The organism is Verrucomicrobiia bacterium, assembly GCA_035629175.1.
In the GTDB taxonomy this organism is placed as follows: Bacteria; Verrucomicrobiota; Verrucomicrobiia; order Limisphaerales; family DASXHY01; genus DASXHY01.
Genome location: DASPIL010000047.1, coordinates 1 through 18769, shown reverse-complemented (window position 1 = coordinate 18769; position 18769 = coordinate 1). Strand labels below are relative to the sequence as shown.

Annotated in this window: 11 protein-coding genes; 8 read left to right on the top strand and 3 right to left on the bottom strand. The window is 58.5% G+C overall.

Annotated features, from left to right (window positions below; all coding sequences use genetic code 11):
* The first annotated feature begins 2 nt into the window (after positions 1-2).
* The 6 genes from VEH04_07910 to VEH04_07885 all read left to right on the top strand — a co-directional run bounded on the left by VEH04_07910 (position 3) and on the right by VEH04_07885 (position 13833).
* Complete coding sequence (locus VEH04_07910; protein HYG22690.1) at positions 3-635, top strand: response regulator transcription factor; 633 nt, start codon at positions 3-5, stop codon at positions 633-635.
* Position 636: 1 nt separating this feature from the next.
* Positions 637-2898: a glycoside hydrolase family 2 TIM barrel-domain containing protein gene (locus tag VEH04_07905; GenBank protein ID HYG22689.1), complete on the top strand. Its 2262-nt coding sequence runs from the start codon at positions 637-639 to the stop codon at positions 2896-2898.
* A 183-nt stretch (positions 2899-3081) separates the two neighbouring features.
* Positions 3082-7512 (top strand): autotransporter-associated beta strand repeat-containing protein, encoded by a 4431-nt coding sequence (locus tag VEH04_07900; protein ID HYG22688.1) that lies wholly within the window; start codon positions 3082-3084, stop codon positions 7510-7512.
* 239 nt (positions 7513-7751) lie between these two features.
* Positions 7752-8612: a prepilin-type N-terminal cleavage/methylation domain-containing protein gene (locus VEH04_07895; protein HYG22687.1), complete on the top strand. Its 861-nt coding sequence runs from the start codon at positions 7752-7754 to the stop codon at positions 8610-8612.
* Between the two features lie 42 nt (positions 8613-8654).
* The gene (locus VEH04_07890) at positions 8655-11240 is read left to right on the top strand and encodes a DUF4965 domain-containing protein (protein HYG22686.1); all 2586 of its coding nucleotides are present in this window, start codon (positions 8655-8657) and stop codon (positions 11238-11240) included.
* 64 nt (positions 11241-11304) lie between these two features.
* On the top strand, positions 11305-13833 hold the full coding sequence (locus VEH04_07885; protein HYG22685.1) for a beta-L-arabinofuranosidase domain-containing protein: 2529 nt from the start codon (positions 11305-11307) through the stop codon (positions 13831-13833).
* A 32-nt stretch (positions 13834-13865) separates the two neighbouring features.
* On the opposite strand, the gene VEH04_07880 is transcribed toward VEH04_07885, so the two are convergent.
* Positions 13866-14450, bottom strand: a complete 585-nt coding sequence (locus VEH04_07880) for a YqgE/AlgH family protein (GenBank protein HYG22684.1) — start codon at positions 14448-14450, stop codon at positions 13866-13868.
* 27 nt (positions 14451-14477) lie between these two features.
* A complete protein-coding gene (moeB, locus tag VEH04_07875) occupies positions 14478-15626 on the bottom strand; it encodes a molybdopterin-synthase adenylyltransferase MoeB (GenBank protein HYG22683.1) in 1149 nt (382 codons plus the stop codon).
* A 148-nt stretch (positions 15627-15774) separates the two neighbouring features.
* On the opposite strand from moeB, the gene VEH04_07870 reads away from it, so the two are divergent.
* Complete coding sequence (locus VEH04_07870) at positions 15775-17274, top strand: ATP-binding protein (protein HYG22682.1); 1500 nt, start codon at positions 15775-15777, stop codon at positions 17272-17274.
* Positions 17275-17311: 37 nt separating this feature from the next.
* Positions 17312-18193 carry a LysR family transcriptional regulator gene (locus VEH04_07865; GenBank protein HYG22681.1) on the top strand — a complete coding sequence of 294 codons (882 nt, stop codon included), beginning with the start codon at positions 17312-17314 and terminating at the stop codon, positions 18191-18193.
* Positions 18194-18241: 48 nt separating this feature from the next.
* Here VEH04_07865 and VEH04_07860 read toward each other — a convergent pair whose 3' ends face one another.
* Positions 18242-18643: an NYN domain-containing protein gene (locus VEH04_07860; GenBank protein HYG22680.1), complete on the bottom strand. Its 402-nt coding sequence runs from the start codon at positions 18641-18643 to the stop codon at positions 18242-18244.
* Positions 18644-18769: the final 126 nt, after the last annotated feature.

Sequence of the window (18769 nt, the reverse complement as noted above, 5' to 3'; positions counted from 1 at the left end):
CCATGCAAGCGCCAATCACTGTTTCAATCGTCGACGATGAAGCCGAGCTGCGAGAGAACATCGCTGGCTATGTTGGGGCGGCACCCGGCTTTCGCTGCCTGAGCGTTTTCGGGAGCGGCGAAGAGGCGCTGGAACAATTGCCGAAAGAACAGCCCGACGTCGTGCTGATGGACATCAATCTCGGCGGCCTGAGCGGGATCGAGTGCGTGCGGCGGCTCAAGCCGCTGATGCCAAAGACCCAGGTGGTGATGTTGACGGTTTTCGAAGACACCCAGAAAATCTTTAGCGCGCTGGCCGCGGGAGCCAGCGGCTACCTGTTGAAGCGCGTCGCCCCGGCAAAACTGCTTGAGGCAATCCGGGAAGTGCATGAAGGCGGTTCGCCGATGTCCGCTCCGATAGCGCGAAAAGTCGTCCAATCGATGCAGGCGCCCACTCCCCACAAGAGCGAGATTGGCGAGTTATCGCCGCGCGAACGTGAAGTTCTGGATGGTTTGGCTGAAGGGCAGGCTTACAAACAGATTGCCGACCATCTTGGGGTCAGCATTCATACCGTCCGGAACTACATCCGCAGGATATATGAAAAACTTCACGTGCGCTCCTCGGGTGAGGCTGTGGCGAAATACCTGAGGCAGTGACATGGTTTGCCAGGGTCTCATTCTTTGCAGTCACCGCGCTTTGTTGTTCATGGCGTGCTGGACAACTCTCTCATGGCTGGCGGGGGCCCAGCCCGCAACCGAGTGGCGGCCTGCCTCGGGTCCTTTGCTGACGCGGTGGGCCGCTGATGTAAACCCTGCAAACCCCCATCCGGAATATCCGCGCCCTTCGCTCGTCCGCGAATCATGGACAAATCTCAACGGACTCTGGGATTTCACCATTGTTCCAGAAAATACATCGGTTCCAACCCAGTATACGGGACGCATCCTCGTTCCTTTTCCGGTCGAGTCTGCGCTGTCGGGAGTCATGCGCCGCCTGGATGAGACCGAGACGCTTTGGTATCGGCGTGCATTTACGGTTCCGGCCGGGTGGAAGGGCCGCCGCGTTCGCTTGAATTTCGGCGCGGTGGACTGGCGGGCACGGGTATTTATCAATGGCCGGTTTATAGGGCAACATCGCGGCGGGTACGACTCCTTCTCCTTCGACATCACTGATCGGCTGACCTGGTCTGGCAGGGAGGAGGTGATCGTGGGAGTTGATGATCCGACCGAGGCGGACCAGCCCCGTGGCAAACAATCGCGTGAACCCGAAGGAATCTTCTACACGCCGAGTTCGGGTATCTGGCAAACCGTCTGGCTCGAACCTGTGAGCAAACAAAGCATCGACGATTTGGTTTTGGTTTCGGACGTCGACGCCGGCAGCGTTCGCGTGAAGGCAGTCGTGCCGCACGCCACGGCTAAATCTTTGGTCGAAGTGATCGCGTTTTCGGGCGGGCAGGAGATTGCCCGCGCGACGGCGGCGCCAAACCGCGAATTCGATCTCGTCATTCCAACGCCGCGGCTTTGGTCGCCCGATGATCCCCACCTTTATGACGTTCGTGTCACATTGCGCGATGCCGATCGCGAGTTGGATTCGGTTTCCAGTTACTTTGGGATGCGCAAGGTGGGCCTCAGGAAAGATGCAGGCGGAGTGATCCGGATAGAGTTGAACGATCGCTTCGTGTTCCAGGCGGGCGCACTCGATCAGGGATTCTGGCCCGACGGCCTTTATGCGGCTCCGACGGATGCAGCGTTGCGCTATGACATCGAGGTGCTGCGTCAGTGCGGATTCAACCTGGCGCGCAAGCATGTGAAGGTGGAACCGGCGCGATGGTATTATTGGTGTGATAAACTAGGCTTGCTCGTCTGGCAGGATATGCCCAGTGGCAAAAACAACAGCGCTGAAGGACAGGCCCAGTTCGAGATCGAACTCCAGCGAATGATTGAGACCCGGCGGCATCACCCCTCGATCGTCCTATGGGTTCTCTTTAACGAAGGCTGGGGACAATACGACACAGAACGCCTCGCAGCCTGGGTGAAGGCGTTCGACCCGTCACGTCTGGTTTCAAACGCAAGTGGCTGGACCGACAAGCGTGCGGGTGATGTGTTCGATGTTCATAGTTATCCCGGTCCCGATGCGCCTCCGTTGGAGGCTGGGCGAGCCAGCGTGGTGGGAGAGTTTGGGGGAATCGGTTTGGGCCGTCCCGGGCATACCTGGTCGGATACGTTCTGGGGATATCAACAGATGCCCGATCAAAAGGCGCTCACCGAGACATTTACGCGTTTGTGGGATCGCGCCCACCTGCTGAAGGATTTCTTTGGCCTCACCGCCGCGGTTTACACCCAAACGACGGACGTCGAGACCGAATGCAACGGCCTGATGACATATGATCGGGCGGTCATCAAGATGGATGTCGAGGTGATGCGTGATGCAACGACGGGGAAGGCCCGCCGCCCGCCTTTCGAAATTATTGCGCCGAACATGCTCTATGGCCGTGTCCTGTGGAAGTTCACCACGAGCCGCCCTGCGGCGGAGTGGAACCAGACTGATTTCAACGATGCCGCGTGGAGCGAAGGGCTCGGTGGATTTGGAACGAAGGAAACTCCGGGGACACTGGTGAATACAGCTTGGGCCACTTCCGACATCTGGCTTCGCCGCGAATTTCGATGGGACGGTGGCGATCCTCGCAAGCTGCGATTGCTCCTTCACCACGACGAGGACGTGGAGGTTTATTTCAACGGGGTGCTCGCGGCGAAATTGTCGGGCTTTGTGACCTCCTACCAGGAAATTGAGATACTGCCGGAGGCTTTGGCTGTGCTTCAGTCGGGATCGAACGTGCTCGCCGTGCATTGCCACCAGTCGCGCGGAGGACAATACATCGACGTTGGAATCGTCAGAGTGGACGAGAATTCCAGCACGCGCTGAGCGCCTTTTCACAAGCTTCACGGGACCCGCAGATTCCAAGTCTGCGCGACGGACCGGTTTCAGTGCTGTGGCCATTTCATGCCACATGACATTCGTTCAAGCAGGAGTAACGTCATCGTCACTCTGACTCGAAGTCGACAATTCCGGCAACCGAAACGCAAAACTTCCAGTCGAAAACCTCATATGGATCGGAAAACCTATACCTTTAATCGCAAAGCTCTCGCGGCATTGCTGGCCCTTACCTCGTCCGGGCTCGTCTCACAGGCCGCAGATTTCTTTTGGTCCGGCGGAACCGGCACCTATAACAATCCTGCTGCCTGGGGCGGCACGGTCCCTGGCACCAACGACAACGCCATCAATGCAAGCGGGATCAATAATGTCGTGCAGATCAATGGCGGCGACCCGGATTGGACGGTGAACGATCTGTCCGCAGGCGGCGCGACCAATGGCGCGGGAGCATACGCGCAGAATGGCCAGACCCTGAACGTGCGCGGGTGGATGCACATCGGCGACGGAGAAAACTCGGTCGGCGCGTACACCCTGAACAATGGCACGCTCAACGTATTGGGCGGGCGGTTGTTCCTGGGGGAACGCCCCGGAAGCACCAGCACGCTGAATATTAACGGCGGTGTTCTCAACAAGTCGGGCGACCTTTTTGTCATCGCAGATGGCGGGTGGAATGGCCCGGGCGCGCGCACGGCCGTTGTCAATCAGAACGGCGGCGTTGTAAATTCATCCAGCGAAATCTGGATTGGCCAGGTGGCATTGGCGGACGCGACTTACAATCTTCATGCCGGCGGCACCATCAATTCCTCAAATTGGTTTGTCGTCGCTCGCGCCGGTGCCACGGGCGTTATGAACATGGACGGCGGCGTGGTCAATCACGTCAGCGGCGGCCAGCCCGCCTTTATCGTCGCTGACGGTGGCGGTTCCGTCGGAACGCTCAATCACAGCGCTGGAACAATCAACTGCCTCAACACCGCCGAATTCTGGATTGGCAATGGCGGCAGTTCCAGCGGCACCTATAATTTGAGCGGCAGCGCGACGCTCAACGTGAACAACTGGATCGCTGTCGGCCGCGGAGGCACTGCAGTCCTGAATCTCTCGGGTGGCACGATCAACAAAACCGGTGGCGGAAACGTGGTTATCCCAGGGAATGGCGTCGGGGCGGTCGAGCAGACCGGCGGCAGCTTTAACGTCACGGGCGGCGAAGTCTGGCTTCCGGAAAATGGCAACGGGGCCTGGAACATCAGCGGCGGCACGGCATCGGTTGGGTTGGTTTCCATTGGACGCGTAGGCGGATCAGTCGGCGTGCTCAACCTCAACGGCGGCGTCTTCCGCGCGGCGGAAATCACGACCGGCAACGTGGGCGCATTCAGCACGGTCAACTTCAACGGTGGCACGCTGCAGGCCGCCGGAAACAACAACAACTTCCTCCACGACCTCACGCTCGCCAACGTTCAGCCAGGCGGCATCGTACTCGACTCGCAGGGCTTTGATATCACCATCTCGCAGGCTCTCGGCGACGCCGGCGGCGGCGGCTTGGTAAAGAATGGCACTGGCACTGTGCGGCTGACTGGCGCAAACAGTTACCAGGGTTCCACAGTCGTGAATGCCGGCCGGCTCTTCGTCACATCTAACACCGGCGGCGGAGGCGACTACTCGTTCGCGAACAATACCACCCTTGGCGTGACGGTTCTCCCGCCTGTATTCCAATTGAACATGGCCAATCTCACCCTGGGCACAGGCGGTAACGTCGCGCTCGATGTCGATCTCGGCTCATTCGGGAATCCCACGGCCGCTCCGATTAATGTTGTCAATCAACTCGCAGTGAATGGAACCGTCGCGATCACTCTTGCCGACACCATGCCCCAGCTGGGATCGTTTCCGTTGATCAAATACGGGGCGCGAACAGGCTCAGGAAACTTTGTCCTCGCGTCTGTTCCCGTCGGCGTTGGCGCCGCGATCGTCACCAACAATGTCGATGGTTCGATCGACATCCAGATTACTTCCGTGAACCTCCCGCGCTGGGACGGACAGGCGGGCGGAAATTGGGATATCGGCATCACCACAAACTGGGTGAACATCGGCACCGGCACTCCCACGACCTTTGGCGATGGCAATGCTGTGGTGCTCGATGACAACGCGCAGGGTACGACCACCGTCAATCTCGTGACCACGGTCAGCCCCAGCTCGGTAACGGTTAATAACAGCGCGCTGGATTACACCCTGACGGGGTCGGGTCGCATCAGCGGTGCGGCACGGTTGACGAAGCAGGGTTCGGGAACCCTCACGATTGCGAATAGCGGCGGCAACAACTACACGGGACCCACGATCGTATCGAACGGCGTGCTCAGCGTGAATAGCCTCGCCAATGGAGGCGCCGCCAGTTCGATCGGGGCGTCGACCGCCGATCCTGCCAATCTCGTGCTCGGCAATGACAGCACCCTCCGTTACACGGGGCCTGCCGCCGCGATCAATCGCGGATATACCGTTACGGGCACCAACAGCACCTTCGATTTGCAAACGCCGCTGAGTCTCGCGGGAACCGTTGTGGCGGTTCCCAACAGCGCAACCGTCAAGCGGGGGCCGGCAACGTTGACCTACTCCAATGTGGGATCAAACACCCTTTCAGGCGCGCTCTCAGGCGGTCTGAATCCCGGCTACCATGTCGCCCAGGGCACCTTGGTCTTCAATGGCACTGGAAACGGCCAGACAAACCGCGTCATGAATGAGATGTGGGTCGGGGGTTCGCCTGATTTTGGCGCCAGCCTGGTCGTCAGCAACGCGACACTCCTTATCGATAGCTGGCTCGGTGTCGGCCGGGGCAATGGTTCGATCGGCAATACGTCATCTGTTTTGCTCCACAACGCCCGCGTCAGCTCGGGCGCCCTGTCGCTCGGTTATGCGAACAATCTGCCAGGAAACCTGGCGTCCCAGGTCCTCACATTGAGCGGCGAAACGGTTTACACCAATCGCGGTGAAATGAACCTCAGCGAAAGCGAAGGTTCTTCGGCAATCGTGACGATTCGCGATAATTCCATCCTGGGTTCATCCGGCCGGTTGCTGATTGGGCATAGGAACGCCTCCACCGGCAGCGTCACAATCGCCAATTCAGGCCGCTTGATCGTCAATTCCTATATGTCGATTGGCAACGAGACGGGTGGTATGGGATCGATGCAAATCCGCGACAACGCCAGCCTGCGGGTGGCTACTGACCTGAACGTGACGGACACCGGTTCGAGTGCAGGAACGCTGACGCTGCAGGACAATGGCAGCATTAGCAGCGGTCCCGCCTTCATCGGCAAGGCTGGCGGCACCGTAGCAACGTTCAATATGTCAGGCGGTCTTTTCACTGTCCGGGGCTCAGGCCAGAACTTCCGTGTGGCTCAAAGCGGCGGAAGCACAGGCACCGTGAACCTGTCGGGCGGCACCATCTCAGTCGGTTCGGAAACGTGGATTGGTGAAGCCGGAAATGGAACAATGAATCAAACTGGTGGGGCGGTCTGGTCCACCAACTGGGTCACCATCGGCCGAAATGGTGGAAGTACCGGCGTCTATAATATCTCAGCCGGATCCCTGAACGAATTGAATTCAGGCAACCGCCTCATTGTGGGAGAGAACGGAAACGGCACGTTGAACATCTCTGGATCGGCGCAGGTTACCGCGGCGGGTGAGTTTCTCGTCGCAGGCGCTGGCGCTGGTGTCGGAACAGTCAACCTCGACGGCGGAACTCTCACAGCCCCGCGCGTTTACGGTGGAGCTGGAAACTCGACGTTCAACTTCAACGGCGGCACCTTGCGCGCCGCAGGGAACGTGGTGTCGGAATTCTTCGGCACCTTCACCACAGCCAGCGTGAAGAGTGGTGGCGCCATGATCGACAGCGGCAACAACACCATCAACATTGGCCAGGCGCTGCTCGATGGCGGTGGCAATGGCGGTCTCACCAAGCTCGGCTCGGGAACGCTGAACCTGAATGGTGTGAATACCTACGCGGGCGCAACGCTGGTCAATGCGGGAACGCTCGGCGGCTCAGGCACGATTGCGGGTCCCGTGAGTGTCGCCGCCGGGGCGCAGCTCGCGCCCGGAGCTGGAATCGGCACGCTCACGATCAACAACGCGCTCACGCTGGCGGGCACCAGCACCACACGCGTCGAAGTCTCTGCTGACGGAGGCTTGAGCACAGACCGCGTGAACGTGTCAGGAACCGTCACTTACGGAGGTTCGCTGATCGTCTCCAATGCCGGAACCAACGCGCTTACCGCTGGCTCCGTGTTCAAGGTGTTCAATGCAGGAGCCGTCAGTGGCAACTTCGCGTCTGTCACGCTGCTGCCCACAGGAACTGCGACGTTCAATCCGGCCACCGGCGAAGTGACCATCACTTCCGTTGGCGCGCCAATCCTGAATCGCCCGGTTCTCTCTGGCGGCAACCTGATCCTCACCGGCACAGGCGCGCCTGGCGCTGCTGTTACGCTGCTGACCACGACGAACCTGGCCAATGGAGTTTGGACGACGAACACGGCGGGTGTGTTTGATTCAAACGGCGTGTTCTCCAATGCGATCCCGGTGAACGTCTCGGAACCCGCGCGTTTCTTCCAGATTCGCCAGCCGTAATCAACCGGTTGGGAGTTAATACGAATTCGCAGAGGGCGCTCCCGGGCGCCCTCTTTCGTTGTACGGAACCCGGTTCTGTGCAACCTTTCCGCCGCGGGGTCATAAGTTGGAGGGAAACGTTTCAACGCGTTCGATGTGGCCGTTTCATGCCACATGACGGAAGCCGCTGCTCCGATTATCTTGATGACGCTGTGATACAAAGGCTCAACCAGCCTCGCGCTGAAAGCCAAATTAAGCCTATGCAAGTCCGTTCTATTTCAACATCGATCCCCTCCCGGAAGCGGAGTGGCTTCACCTTGATCGAACTCCTGGTGGTCATCGCGATCATCGCCATTCTCGCGGCCATGCTTCTGCCCGCCCTCGCGAAGGCGAAGTCAAAGGCCAAGCAGACGTCCTGTCTGAACAGCCTGCGGCAGATCGGCATTGCAACCGCTATGTATGCAGATGACTTCAAGTTTTACCCAGGCTGCCTCTGGAACTTTGGAGCAAATTATTCCTATGTCTGGCCCGAACGCCTTTCCGGACAAATGAAGAACAACCGCAAGGTGTTTCATTGCGCGGCCGCTGATGCAAATGCGTCGTGGGATCGGCAGCTCAACACCGGGGTCAAGGGACTGGGCGCGCAGAAGATCCCACCCGCCGTTGGCTACGACCTGGACGGAATCAGCAACAACACCCGGTTCTCACTGGGCTATAACGATTGGGGCCTCTCGCAGGGCGGAAACCTCGGACTTGGAGGCGACATCAATTCGGGCGCAGTCGAATCACCTGCGCGCCTGGTCAAGGACACGAGCATTCGCCGGCCAAGCGAAATGATCATGCTCGGTGACAGCAAGCCCGATGGCTCCTTCGACGGAAGCATCGATCCGAACACGAACAGCAATGACAATCGCCAAGGCGAACAGTGGCCATCCAATCGGCATAATCGCCGCACAAACCTGATGTTCTGCGATGGGCATGCGGAGTCTGCCCTGCGCAAGGATGTGATTGATCCGAAGAACGTGACGTGGCGCGCGCGCTGGAATAGCGATGGCGATCCACACCTGGGCGTTGGCGATTGGGATGTTCCTGCAGCCATCGAAACCAAGGTTGATCAGTAATCGACCGCAATCAGCCGTAACACTCTGCTCTTTTTCCAACGAATGAATAATCCGAAACGATCCTTCTTGTCATGGCTCGCCGCCGCATTGGCTTTCGTAACTGCTGGTTCAACAGCGCCAGCTGCGACCACGTTGCGTCCGCCAGCCGTTCCGCTTGTTGCGTGCGATCCGTATTTCAGCATCTGGTCGCCCGCCGACAAACTGAATGACGCAGATACGGTTCATTGGACAGGCAAGCCGCATCGGCTCACGAGCCTTGTGCGCATCGATGGCCAGACGTTCCGGGTCATGGGCAGCGAGCCGTCGAGCGCGCCTGCTCTCGAGCAGACCTCGGTGCAAGTGCTGCCGACGCGGACGATCTACACCTTTGCAGGATCGGGCGTGCAGCTCACGATGACTTTTATGACGCCTGCCCTGCCGGAGGACATGGATATTTTGTCACGCCCGGTGACCTACATCACTTATGAAGCGAAGGCGACCGACAGCCGCACGCACACCGTCGAAATCTATTTCGATGCGGCGAGCGAACTGACGGTGAATGTGCCGCAGCAGGAAGTCGTTTGGGGCGATGAAAAAATCCGGGGGCTCACCACATTGAAGGCCGGTTCGAAGGAACAGCGGATTCTGGGCGCCCGCGGCGACGATATCCGCATTGATTGGGGTTATTTGTACGTCTCCGCTGTGAACGATCAGAAGCCGGAAGCGATTCAGGCTGGGGCAATACAAGTGCGCAACGCATTCAGCCGGAACGGCAGCATCGCGCAAGTTGCCAAGGCCGCAGCGGCTGCCGCTCCTGCTGCAACTGCACCCGTTTCAGCGCTTGTCCTGCCCGTTGGCAAAGTCGGCGAACGGCCAGTCTCTCGCTGGCTGATGGTCGCCTATGATGACATTTACTCGATCCAATACATGAAGAAGAATCTGAGACCGTATTGGCGCAGGGACGGTTGGGAAGCGGCGGATTTGTTAAGGGCATCAGCGAAGGAATATGCATCGCTGCGGAAGCGATGCGAAGCGTTCGACAGGGAGCTCATGGCCGACATGGAAAAAACCGGCGGTGAAAAATACGCGATGCTGACCGCGCTCGCCTACCGCCAGTGTTTTGCGGCCGGGAAATTTGTCGCCGATGAGAACGGCCAGCCGTTGCAGTTCTCGAAGGAGAATCATTCCAATGGCTGCATCGGGACTTCGGACGTCTTCTATCCGATGGCACCGCAGTTCCTGCTCTTTGGACCGAGCGTGGCCAAGTCATTCATCGTGCCGTTCATGAACTACGCCGCCAGCGATCGCTGGAAGTTTCCGTTCGCACCGCATGATCTCGGCACTTATCCGCACGCCAACGGACAGGCTTATGGCGGCGGCGAGAGGAGCGAGGAAAATCAGATGCCCGTCGAGGAAAGTGGCAACCTGCTGCTTCTGTTCGGAGCGGTGGCTCAAATGGAAGGCAATGCCGGCTTTGCGAATCTCTACTGGCCGCAGCTTGAGAAATGGGCGGAGTATCTGAAGGCGAAAGGATTCGATCCCGAGAACCAGCTCTGCACGGACGACTTTGCAGGCCACCTGGCCCACAATGTGAATCTGAGCGCGAAAGCCATCTGCGGACTGGGTGCGTTTGCCAAGCTGTGCGACCTGCGCGGCGACAAGGCGCGAGCCGAAGAATACTGGAAGCTCGCTCGCGAGTTCGCGCAACGCTGGGTGAAGGAAGCCTCAAACGGCGACCACTACCGGCTCGCATTTGATCGTCCCGGCACCTGGAGCCAGAAATATAACCTGATCTGGGATCGCATCCTCGGGCTCAATCTGTTCCCACGCGAGGTCGTGCAGAAGGAAATGGCGTTCTATCGCCGCACCCAGAACAAATACGGGCTGCCTCTCGACAATCGCCGCGATTACACGAAGCTCGATTGGATCACCTGGACGGCAACGCTCACGGAAAATCGCGCAGACTTCGAGGCGCTGATTGATCCCATCATTCGGTTCCTCAATGAAACTCCCGATCGTTCGCCAATGACCGACTGGTACGAAACGAAGACTGCGAAGAAGGTTGGCTTCACTGCGCGGCCCGTCGTGGGCGGCGTGTTTGCGAAGGCGTTGTATGACCAGCAGCTCTGGTCCAAGTGGGCGAAGCGCGACGACACCAAGGCACGCAAGTGGGCGCCGATGCCCGTGCCTCCAACCGTCAGTGCTGTTGTGCCCGCGGCCGACGGATCCCCGGCGATGTGGCGCTACACCACGAGACGGCCTGAAGGCGACTGGAGCAAGCCATCATACTCCGATGCCAGCTGGCGCCAGGGCCGAAGCGGCTTCGGAACCGAAGGCACACCCGGGGCATTCATTGGAACACTGTGGAACACACCCGAAATCTGGCTGCGCCGCGAGATCGAGATTCCGGCCGACAAGCTGAAGAACCTCAGTCTCTGGGTGCATCATGATGAAGACGTGCAGATCTACATCAATGGCGTGCTGGTCGTCCGCAATTTCGGATACACCACATCCTATGACATCTTCCCGCTGAGCGACGCTGCGAAGGCTGCGTTAAAGCCTGGGCCAAATCTGATCGCAGTCCATTGCCGGCAAACCGGCGGCGGACAATACGTTGATTTGGGGTTCGTCAATGTGAAGAACAACTGACCTGAGTTTCGACATCCTGTCGCTCCGCGAAAGTGAGCGGCAGGATTTTCTTTTTCAAGCTCTCGTGAACTTCATCATTCGACCCGCGGTTGCCACCGTGCTCGTCCTCGGGAGCTTAACTGCCAGTGCGGCCGAAGTGCCATCGGCCGCCGATTTGCCTCCCACGCGTGCGGTGACAAATCGCGCTCCGCTGCAGCTCACCCCATTCGCGCCCTTGCCGCTCGGCAGTGTGCAACCGCTCGGCTGGCTGCGAACGCAGTGCGAATTGCAGCGCGATGGGCTCACGGGGCACGCGGAGGATCTGTACGCCGACTTCAGCACGAACAGCGCGTGGCTCGGCGGCACGGGAGAGAATTGGGAACGCGGGCCATATTACTACAAGGGACTCTTGCCGCTGGCGTACGTGTTGAATGACAGCGGACTCAAGAAGAAGGCGCAGAAGTGGTTCGACTGGGTGTTGCAAAGTCAGAGGCCCGACGGATTTATCGGCCCCGCCGCCAACAATGACTGGTGGCCGCGGATGGTCGCCACGTATGCGTTGCGTGATTACTACGAAGCCACCGCTGATGCGCGGGTGATCACTGTTCTCAGCAATTACTTCCGGCACATGTCGGTACATCTGCCTGGGCGTCCGTTGAAGGAGTGGGGAAAGGCGCGCGCTGCGGATCAGATGGACGTTGCGCTTTGGTTGTACAACCGTAATGGCGACACCAACCTGTTGCCGCTGGTCAGGCTCTTGAGAGAACAGGCTTATGATTGGGTCGGGATTTTTCGCTCCAACGCTTTCACCACGTTTGGAACGGACTTCCATCCGAAGCACAACGTCAATGTTCAGCAGGCTTTGAAGTTTCCGGCCGTGTGGTTCCAGGTGTCGCATGATCCCGCCGACCGCGATGCTTTGCGCATTGGTTTGCATCACCTGATGCGTGATCATGGTTTGTCGTTCGGCATCAATGGCGGAACAGAATTTGTCGCGGGTAATTCCACAATCCAGGGTGTTGAGTTGTGTTCGACCGTTGAGGCGATGCTCAGTCTTGAAACAGCGGTGCAAATCACAGGGGACGTTGAGCTCGCAGACCGCCTCGAGCGAATCTCATTCAACGCGCTGCCGGCCGGTTTGGCCAATAACATCAAGGCGCTCCAGTATTACACCCTGCCGAACCACGTGAACGCGCTGCATGGCGGACACGGTTTCAACCAGGATTACGCCAATGGCACGCTACCCGGCCCGAACTCGGGCTACCCTTGCTGCCGCTGCAACTTTCACATGGGCTGGCCAAAGCTCGTCCAGAATGCCTGGGCAGCGACCAGCGATGGCGGATTGGCAGCAATTGCGTACGCACCCTCTGTCGTGACCGCATCAATCGACGAACAGCCCGTTCGAATCACTGCCGAAACTGCCTACCCGTTCGAGGAGGAAGTCCGGTTCACTGTGAATTTGGAACGACCGGCCCGCTTTCCGTTGGTGCTGCGAATGCCGGGTTGGTGCGCGCAACCCACCGTGACCGTGAATGGCGAGTCGCAGCGCGATCTCAAGACCAACAGCTTTCACCGGTTGCAGCGCACATGGAAGAATGGAGATGTCGTGGTTGTGCGTTTGCCGATGTCGGTCGAAACCGTATCTGGCCCGAGTCGATCTATTTCTGTACGCCGCGGCCCGCTTGTTTTCGGATTGAAAATCCAGGAGGAGTGGAAGGTGCGGACCGCCGACAAGCATGAACAAGGTTTCGACGAGTTCGAAGTCATCCCCCTCACGCCGTGGAACTACGCCCTCGAAATCGACACCACGCATCCCAATCGGTCGTTCGTGCTCCAGCGGGCTGCGGTGCAGTCGAACCCCTTTGGCCCCAATGGTACGCCGATCACGCTGCGTGCGCAGGCGCGGCGTGTGGATGCCTGGACGAATGCATGGCGACAGGTGCATGCATTCGAGCCCCCCATCAGTCCTGTCGCATCGGCGAACGAGCTCGAACGAGTGAGTTTGATCCCGGTCGGCGCACAGCATCTGCGAATCAGCTGGTTTCCGTGGCTTGGAAAGCCGCTGCCTGCCCCGCGGCAGCTGCACGAAAACTTTGACGCGGGTTGGACGGAACGCTGGACCGTGTTCGGTGGGAACTGGTTGGTGGATGAAGGCGCGCTGAACACGGTTCCGGCCTCCGCCAACGGTGCGAAGGCTATTGCCATGGCAACCGACTTCACCAATTTCACGTACGAAGCTGAAGTAAAGGTCACATCAGCCGGAGACGCTGGGCTGATTTTCCGCGCCAGCAAACCCGACATTGGGGCGGATGCATACCGCGGCTATTACGTTGGCATCAGCGCCGAACGCAATCAGGTCGAACTGGGGTTGGTGAACAACTCATGGCAGTCGTTGCGGACCGCTCCGATCAACATCGCTGCAGAGAAGTTCCACGTGTTGAGAGTCGAAGCGAACGGCCCGCGGTTGCGAGTGTTTGTCGATGGCGGCTTGCAACCCGTGATCGAACACCACGACTCGACTTTCTCCAGCGGAATGGTCGGGGTGCGGAACTATTGCCCGGATGAAAAGCGGTCCATTGCGGCTTTCAGGAAGCTGACGGCGGCCGCCCGTTGATTGCACACTGTCGCCGGCAGGGCGCAAGTTCGTTAGTTCGACGAGGGGTCCTCTGGCATCTGCGAGAGCAGTTTATACTTCCAGCCCTTTTGCTCAAGGATCGCCCGCCAGAGTTTTGAGGGATCGGGCTCAAAGACGAGGTCTATCGACGCAGGATGGGTGAGCCAGGCTTTGCGCTTCAGCTCGTCTTCCAATTGACCGGGACTCCAGCCGGAATAGCCCGCAAACATCTTGATCCTTCGAGTGGTCGAAAACGATTCTCCGATTTCGAGAAGCGTGTCGAGCGAGTGGCCGAGGCTGAGATTAGCCATGACATTGCCCTCCGGCAGGAACGCGTCGGAATGCAGGTAGCTTAGGGCGGTGGGCTGCACGGGACCGCCCAGAAAAAGCGGGCACTCCTTTAAATTTTCCGGCAGGTCGGCCACCACCATGTCGCCGACCTTGCTGCCTGTTGCACGGTTGAGCACGAGCCCAAACGCGCCCTCGGCATTATGCTCGCAAAGGAGGATAACGGTTCGCTGGAAAAACGATCCACCGAGATCTCCGCTGTCGAGGAGCAACTGACCCTTCAGGTATTTCGACTTTTCCGCCATAGCTGACGCCGCAATCTCGCGCAAAGCGGCTTCAGGGGCAATTACGGAAAGTCAATACTTGGGAACGGCAGCGTCCACTTCCTCCGACCAAGCGGTGATCCCGCCCTTGACGCTCTTGAGGTATTTGAATCCCTGCTCGCGCAGAAACTGAAGTGCCTTCATGGAACGAACCCCGGCTTTGCAATGGATGTAATACTGCTGGTTCGGATCAAGCTCGGTGAACAGCTGGTTCAGCTGGCTGAGCGGGACCAGCGGAACGCCCTGGACATGTGCAATCTCGTATTCATCGGGTTCGCGCACGTCGATGACCTTGATTCCCAGTGCAGGATTCTCCAGCGCCTGCTTCATGTCCTGAACCGTCACCTCATCTGGATTCGACTGTGGTTCGGCAGGTTCGGGCGTGATGCCGCAGAACATTTCATAATCGATAAGTTCCTTGATGGTCGGATTTTCGCCGCAGAGCGGACACGCGGGATCTTTGCGCAGCCGCAACTCCCGGAATTTCATGTCGAGTGCGTTGAACAAGAGAAGGCGCCCGACCAGGGACTCGCCCTTGCCCAGGGCCAGCTTGAGGATCTCAGTCGTCTGAATGCATCCGATGATCCCGGGCAGGACGCCCAGGACGCCGCCCTCGGCGCAACTCGGGACCATTCCAGGTGGCGGCGGCTCGGGATACAGACATCGATAGCACGGTCCGCCGAGGTGCGGCGCAAACACGCTCGCCTGGCCTTCGAAACGGAAGATGGAGCCGTATACGTTCGGCTTGTTCAGCAGCACGCAAGCGTCATTTGTGAGGTACCGCGTCGGGAAATTGTCTGTGCCGTCCACGACGATGTCGTACGGACGGATGAGATCGAGGGCGTTTTCGCTGCTGATACGCGTTTTGTGAAGGACCACCTCAACATTGGGGTTGATGCCGGCGATGGTTTGCTGCGCGGATTCTGCCTTCGACCTGCCCACGTCAGAGTCCGTATGCAGGATTTGTCGTTGCAGATTTGAATAGTCAACGGTATCGAAATCCACGATTCCCAGCTTGCCGATTCCAGCTGCAGCGAGGTACATGGCGATGGGTGAGCCGAGGCCCCCGGCGCCAATGCAGAGCACGCTGGTGGACCGGATCTTTTTTTGGCCGGCCATGCCGACCTCTGGAAGGATCAGGTGTCGCGAGTAGCGGCGGATTTCGTCGTTGTTCAGTTGCATACGAGCAACGGAAATTAGGGCAGGCGCTGAATAATGCAAGCCGCGCCCCAAATGACGGTGGCGGGGCACACGGGCGAAGGGCCCGTTCCGGGAAAGTTTCCTTGAGAACCAAGGCTGAACCCGTAAGCTGCGAGTCTGAAAAGTCGTGATGAAGCTCGACGAAGTGTTTGCCCTCGAGAATGCCGGCTGGCCTGCGTTGCTGGTCAATGACGCCTGCACGATCCTGCGTTCCAATCAGACCGCCCGTAAACTGTTCGGAACAGCCCTTGAAGGCGCTGCGCCGCTGCTGGGCGCGATTTGGGCCCCTGAAAACGGTCCCGCTCCCCAACAATTTCTGGCCCAGTGGGAGCGATCCCCGGCCGCGACGGTTTCGCTGAAGTTTCGCGTCAAGGGCGGCGGGATCAGTTCGTTCTCGGCGTCGATCTGCTCCTTCATGCGCGAGGAGCAGCGATGTTTTATTTTTCAGCTCCTGCCCGATTGGTCCTTTGCCGCGGATCAAAAAGGTTCCCCCACGGACTTCACCCTTGCCCAAAAACACAAGCTCGACGTTGCACTGCAGCTGGCGCGAACGGTCTCCCTCGACTTCAATAACGCGCTAACCAGCATCCTGGGGTACACATCGCTGATATTGAGCCAGATGGAGGCAACCAATCCCTGGCGGCATCTTCTCGTGGAAGTTGAGAAATCGGCTGCGCGCGCGGCGGAGGTGGCCAACGATCTGGGCACGTTCAGCCGGCAGGACAAGGAAGCGAAATCGCAAGCCAGCGGGAACCTTAATTCCATCGTTCAACGCGGCACGGAAATCATCCGGGGTTCCACGACCAAGCAAATCACGTGGAGTGTTCAGCTCGAGCGCAAGCTGTTCGCGACCCGTTTCGACGAAGCCAAGCTGCAGCAGGCCGTGGTCAAGGTTCTCGAGAACGCAAACGAATCAATCGCCGGCAACGGCCGCATCACTGTCCAAACGCGCAACGTGGAGTTATCGCAGGGAACCCAGGATCGAGATCTGCGACTGGCGCCGGGGACGTATGTTTGCGTTGAAATCAGCGATACGGGATCAGGGATTCCAGCCGATATCCTGGCGCGAGTTTTTGAGCCGTTCTTCACGACAAAAAAGGCGGCTGGGCACCGCGGGCTGGGCCTTGCACTGGTGTATGGCATTGTGACGAACCACGGAGGCGGTGTTGCAATCTCCAGCCAGCCCGGAGTCGGCACCTCGGTCCGAATCTATCTGCCTGCGGAGAAGCGGATTGTGCAGGACCACGGCCAGGGAACGGCCGACTTGAACGGCTCGGAAACGATCCTGATGGTCGATGACGAGGACCTGCTGCTGGCCGCGGTGCGCACGATACTTTCCGCTTACGGATATCGGGTGCTGACGGCGAACAGCGGACAGAAGGCGCTCGACTTGTTTGCGCGCCGCGATCCGCCGATCGACATGGTGATCACGGACTTGGTCATGCCCGCGATGAGCGGCCGGGAATTGGCGGAACACATACGCCGGATGTCGCCCGAAACGCCGGTTCTTTGCACCAGCGGCTTCGTTCGCTCTCCCAATCAGGAAGACGACCTGCCGTACTTGCAGAAACCGTTTACCACTAATGATTTATTGGCCAAGGTAAGGGCAGTTTTGGGGCGGGAACATTAGTTGACTTGCATTAGAGAGTTTCGTATTCAGTTTGCTTATGCAAATTGAAAGTCTGAAAGTTTTCTGTGACCTGGCGGAAACAGAGAGCTTTACCAAAGCCGCTCAAATTAACAGTGTCACTCAATCCGCTGTCAGTCAGCAAATCAGCTCCCTCGAACGGCAGTTCAAGTCGCTCCTGATCGAACGCAGCAAGAAGAAATTTCGCCTCACCCGCGAGGGGCAGGTTCTCTACGATTTTTCCAAGCAGATCATCCAGACCTACGATGCCCTTCATAGCAAGCTGCAGGAAATCAAGGACATCATTTCAGGAACCATTCGGGTCGCCACGATTTACAGCATCGGCCTGCACGATCTTCCGCCCTACATCAAACGTTTCCTCAAGGAATATCCCACGGTCCACGTTCACGTGGAATATCGGCGGGCCAACCAGGTTTATGACGATGTGCTGGGCAACGTGGTCGACCTCGGCCTGGTGGCGTATCCGACGCGGGATCCAAAGGTGGAAGTGATCGCGCTGCGAAAAGATCCCCTTGTGCTCATTTGTCATCCGCAGCATCCCTTCTCGAAGTATAAGACCACGAAGCTCAAGACCATTGCGGGCCAGAAGTTCATTGGATTCGAACCCGACATCCCCACGCGCAAAGCCTTGGATAAAATCCTGAAGGAAAACGCCGTTGAGGTGAATACAGTGATGGAGTTCGATAACATCGAAACCGTAAAGCGCGCCGTTGAAATCGACGCGGGCATTTCAATCGTGCCGATCAGCACGATCAGCCAGGAAATTAACAAGCAGACCCTCACCGCAGTTGAGCTGGAGGACGGCGAGTTCTATCGGCCTCTCGCCGCAATTTACAAGAAGAACAAGGTTCTCTCTCCCGCCATGAAGCAGTTCCTGGCGATTCTCAAGGAAGGGAACTGATCAGCCAGGTGAGCATCACTGCGCGCTGCCGGGTTCGGGGGCGCGTTTTTATTTTCGACGATTGAACCGCGTTCGTTCCCGGCGATTGTGCTCGGCGATATCTCCCCGAACCTCGGTCAACGTGCTCGTGACGCTGTGCACGAAGTTGAGGCAGCTGGACGCAAGACCGCCCATTGCGATCACGGTGTCTCGCTCGGCGTGGTCATCCGTAACAGCGAGCACCTCTCCATACGGTTGATACAGATGCGCCGCGCGCTCAATCATCTGGTCGGCTGTCTGGCCGGCGCGTGAAAAGAGAACCTCAACCTGCCCTTTGATCGCTTGCGGCCGTGGACCACGGGCAGGCGTGGATCCGTCAAAGAAGATGGTGATCGGCGTGCTGACGGCATCCTGATACTGCGTCAGAATGTGCACCAACTCGTCCCGTGCCTCCGCGTGGACAGTGACGATTATTTTTCACCAGTAATGCCAATTAAAAATCACCAGTGAGCCGGTAGCATTTGGCAGCGAGTTGGAGGCTGGCCGCAGGCCAGCCCTCCTCAACTCGGCAGCCAGATGATTACCCAACAACAATAC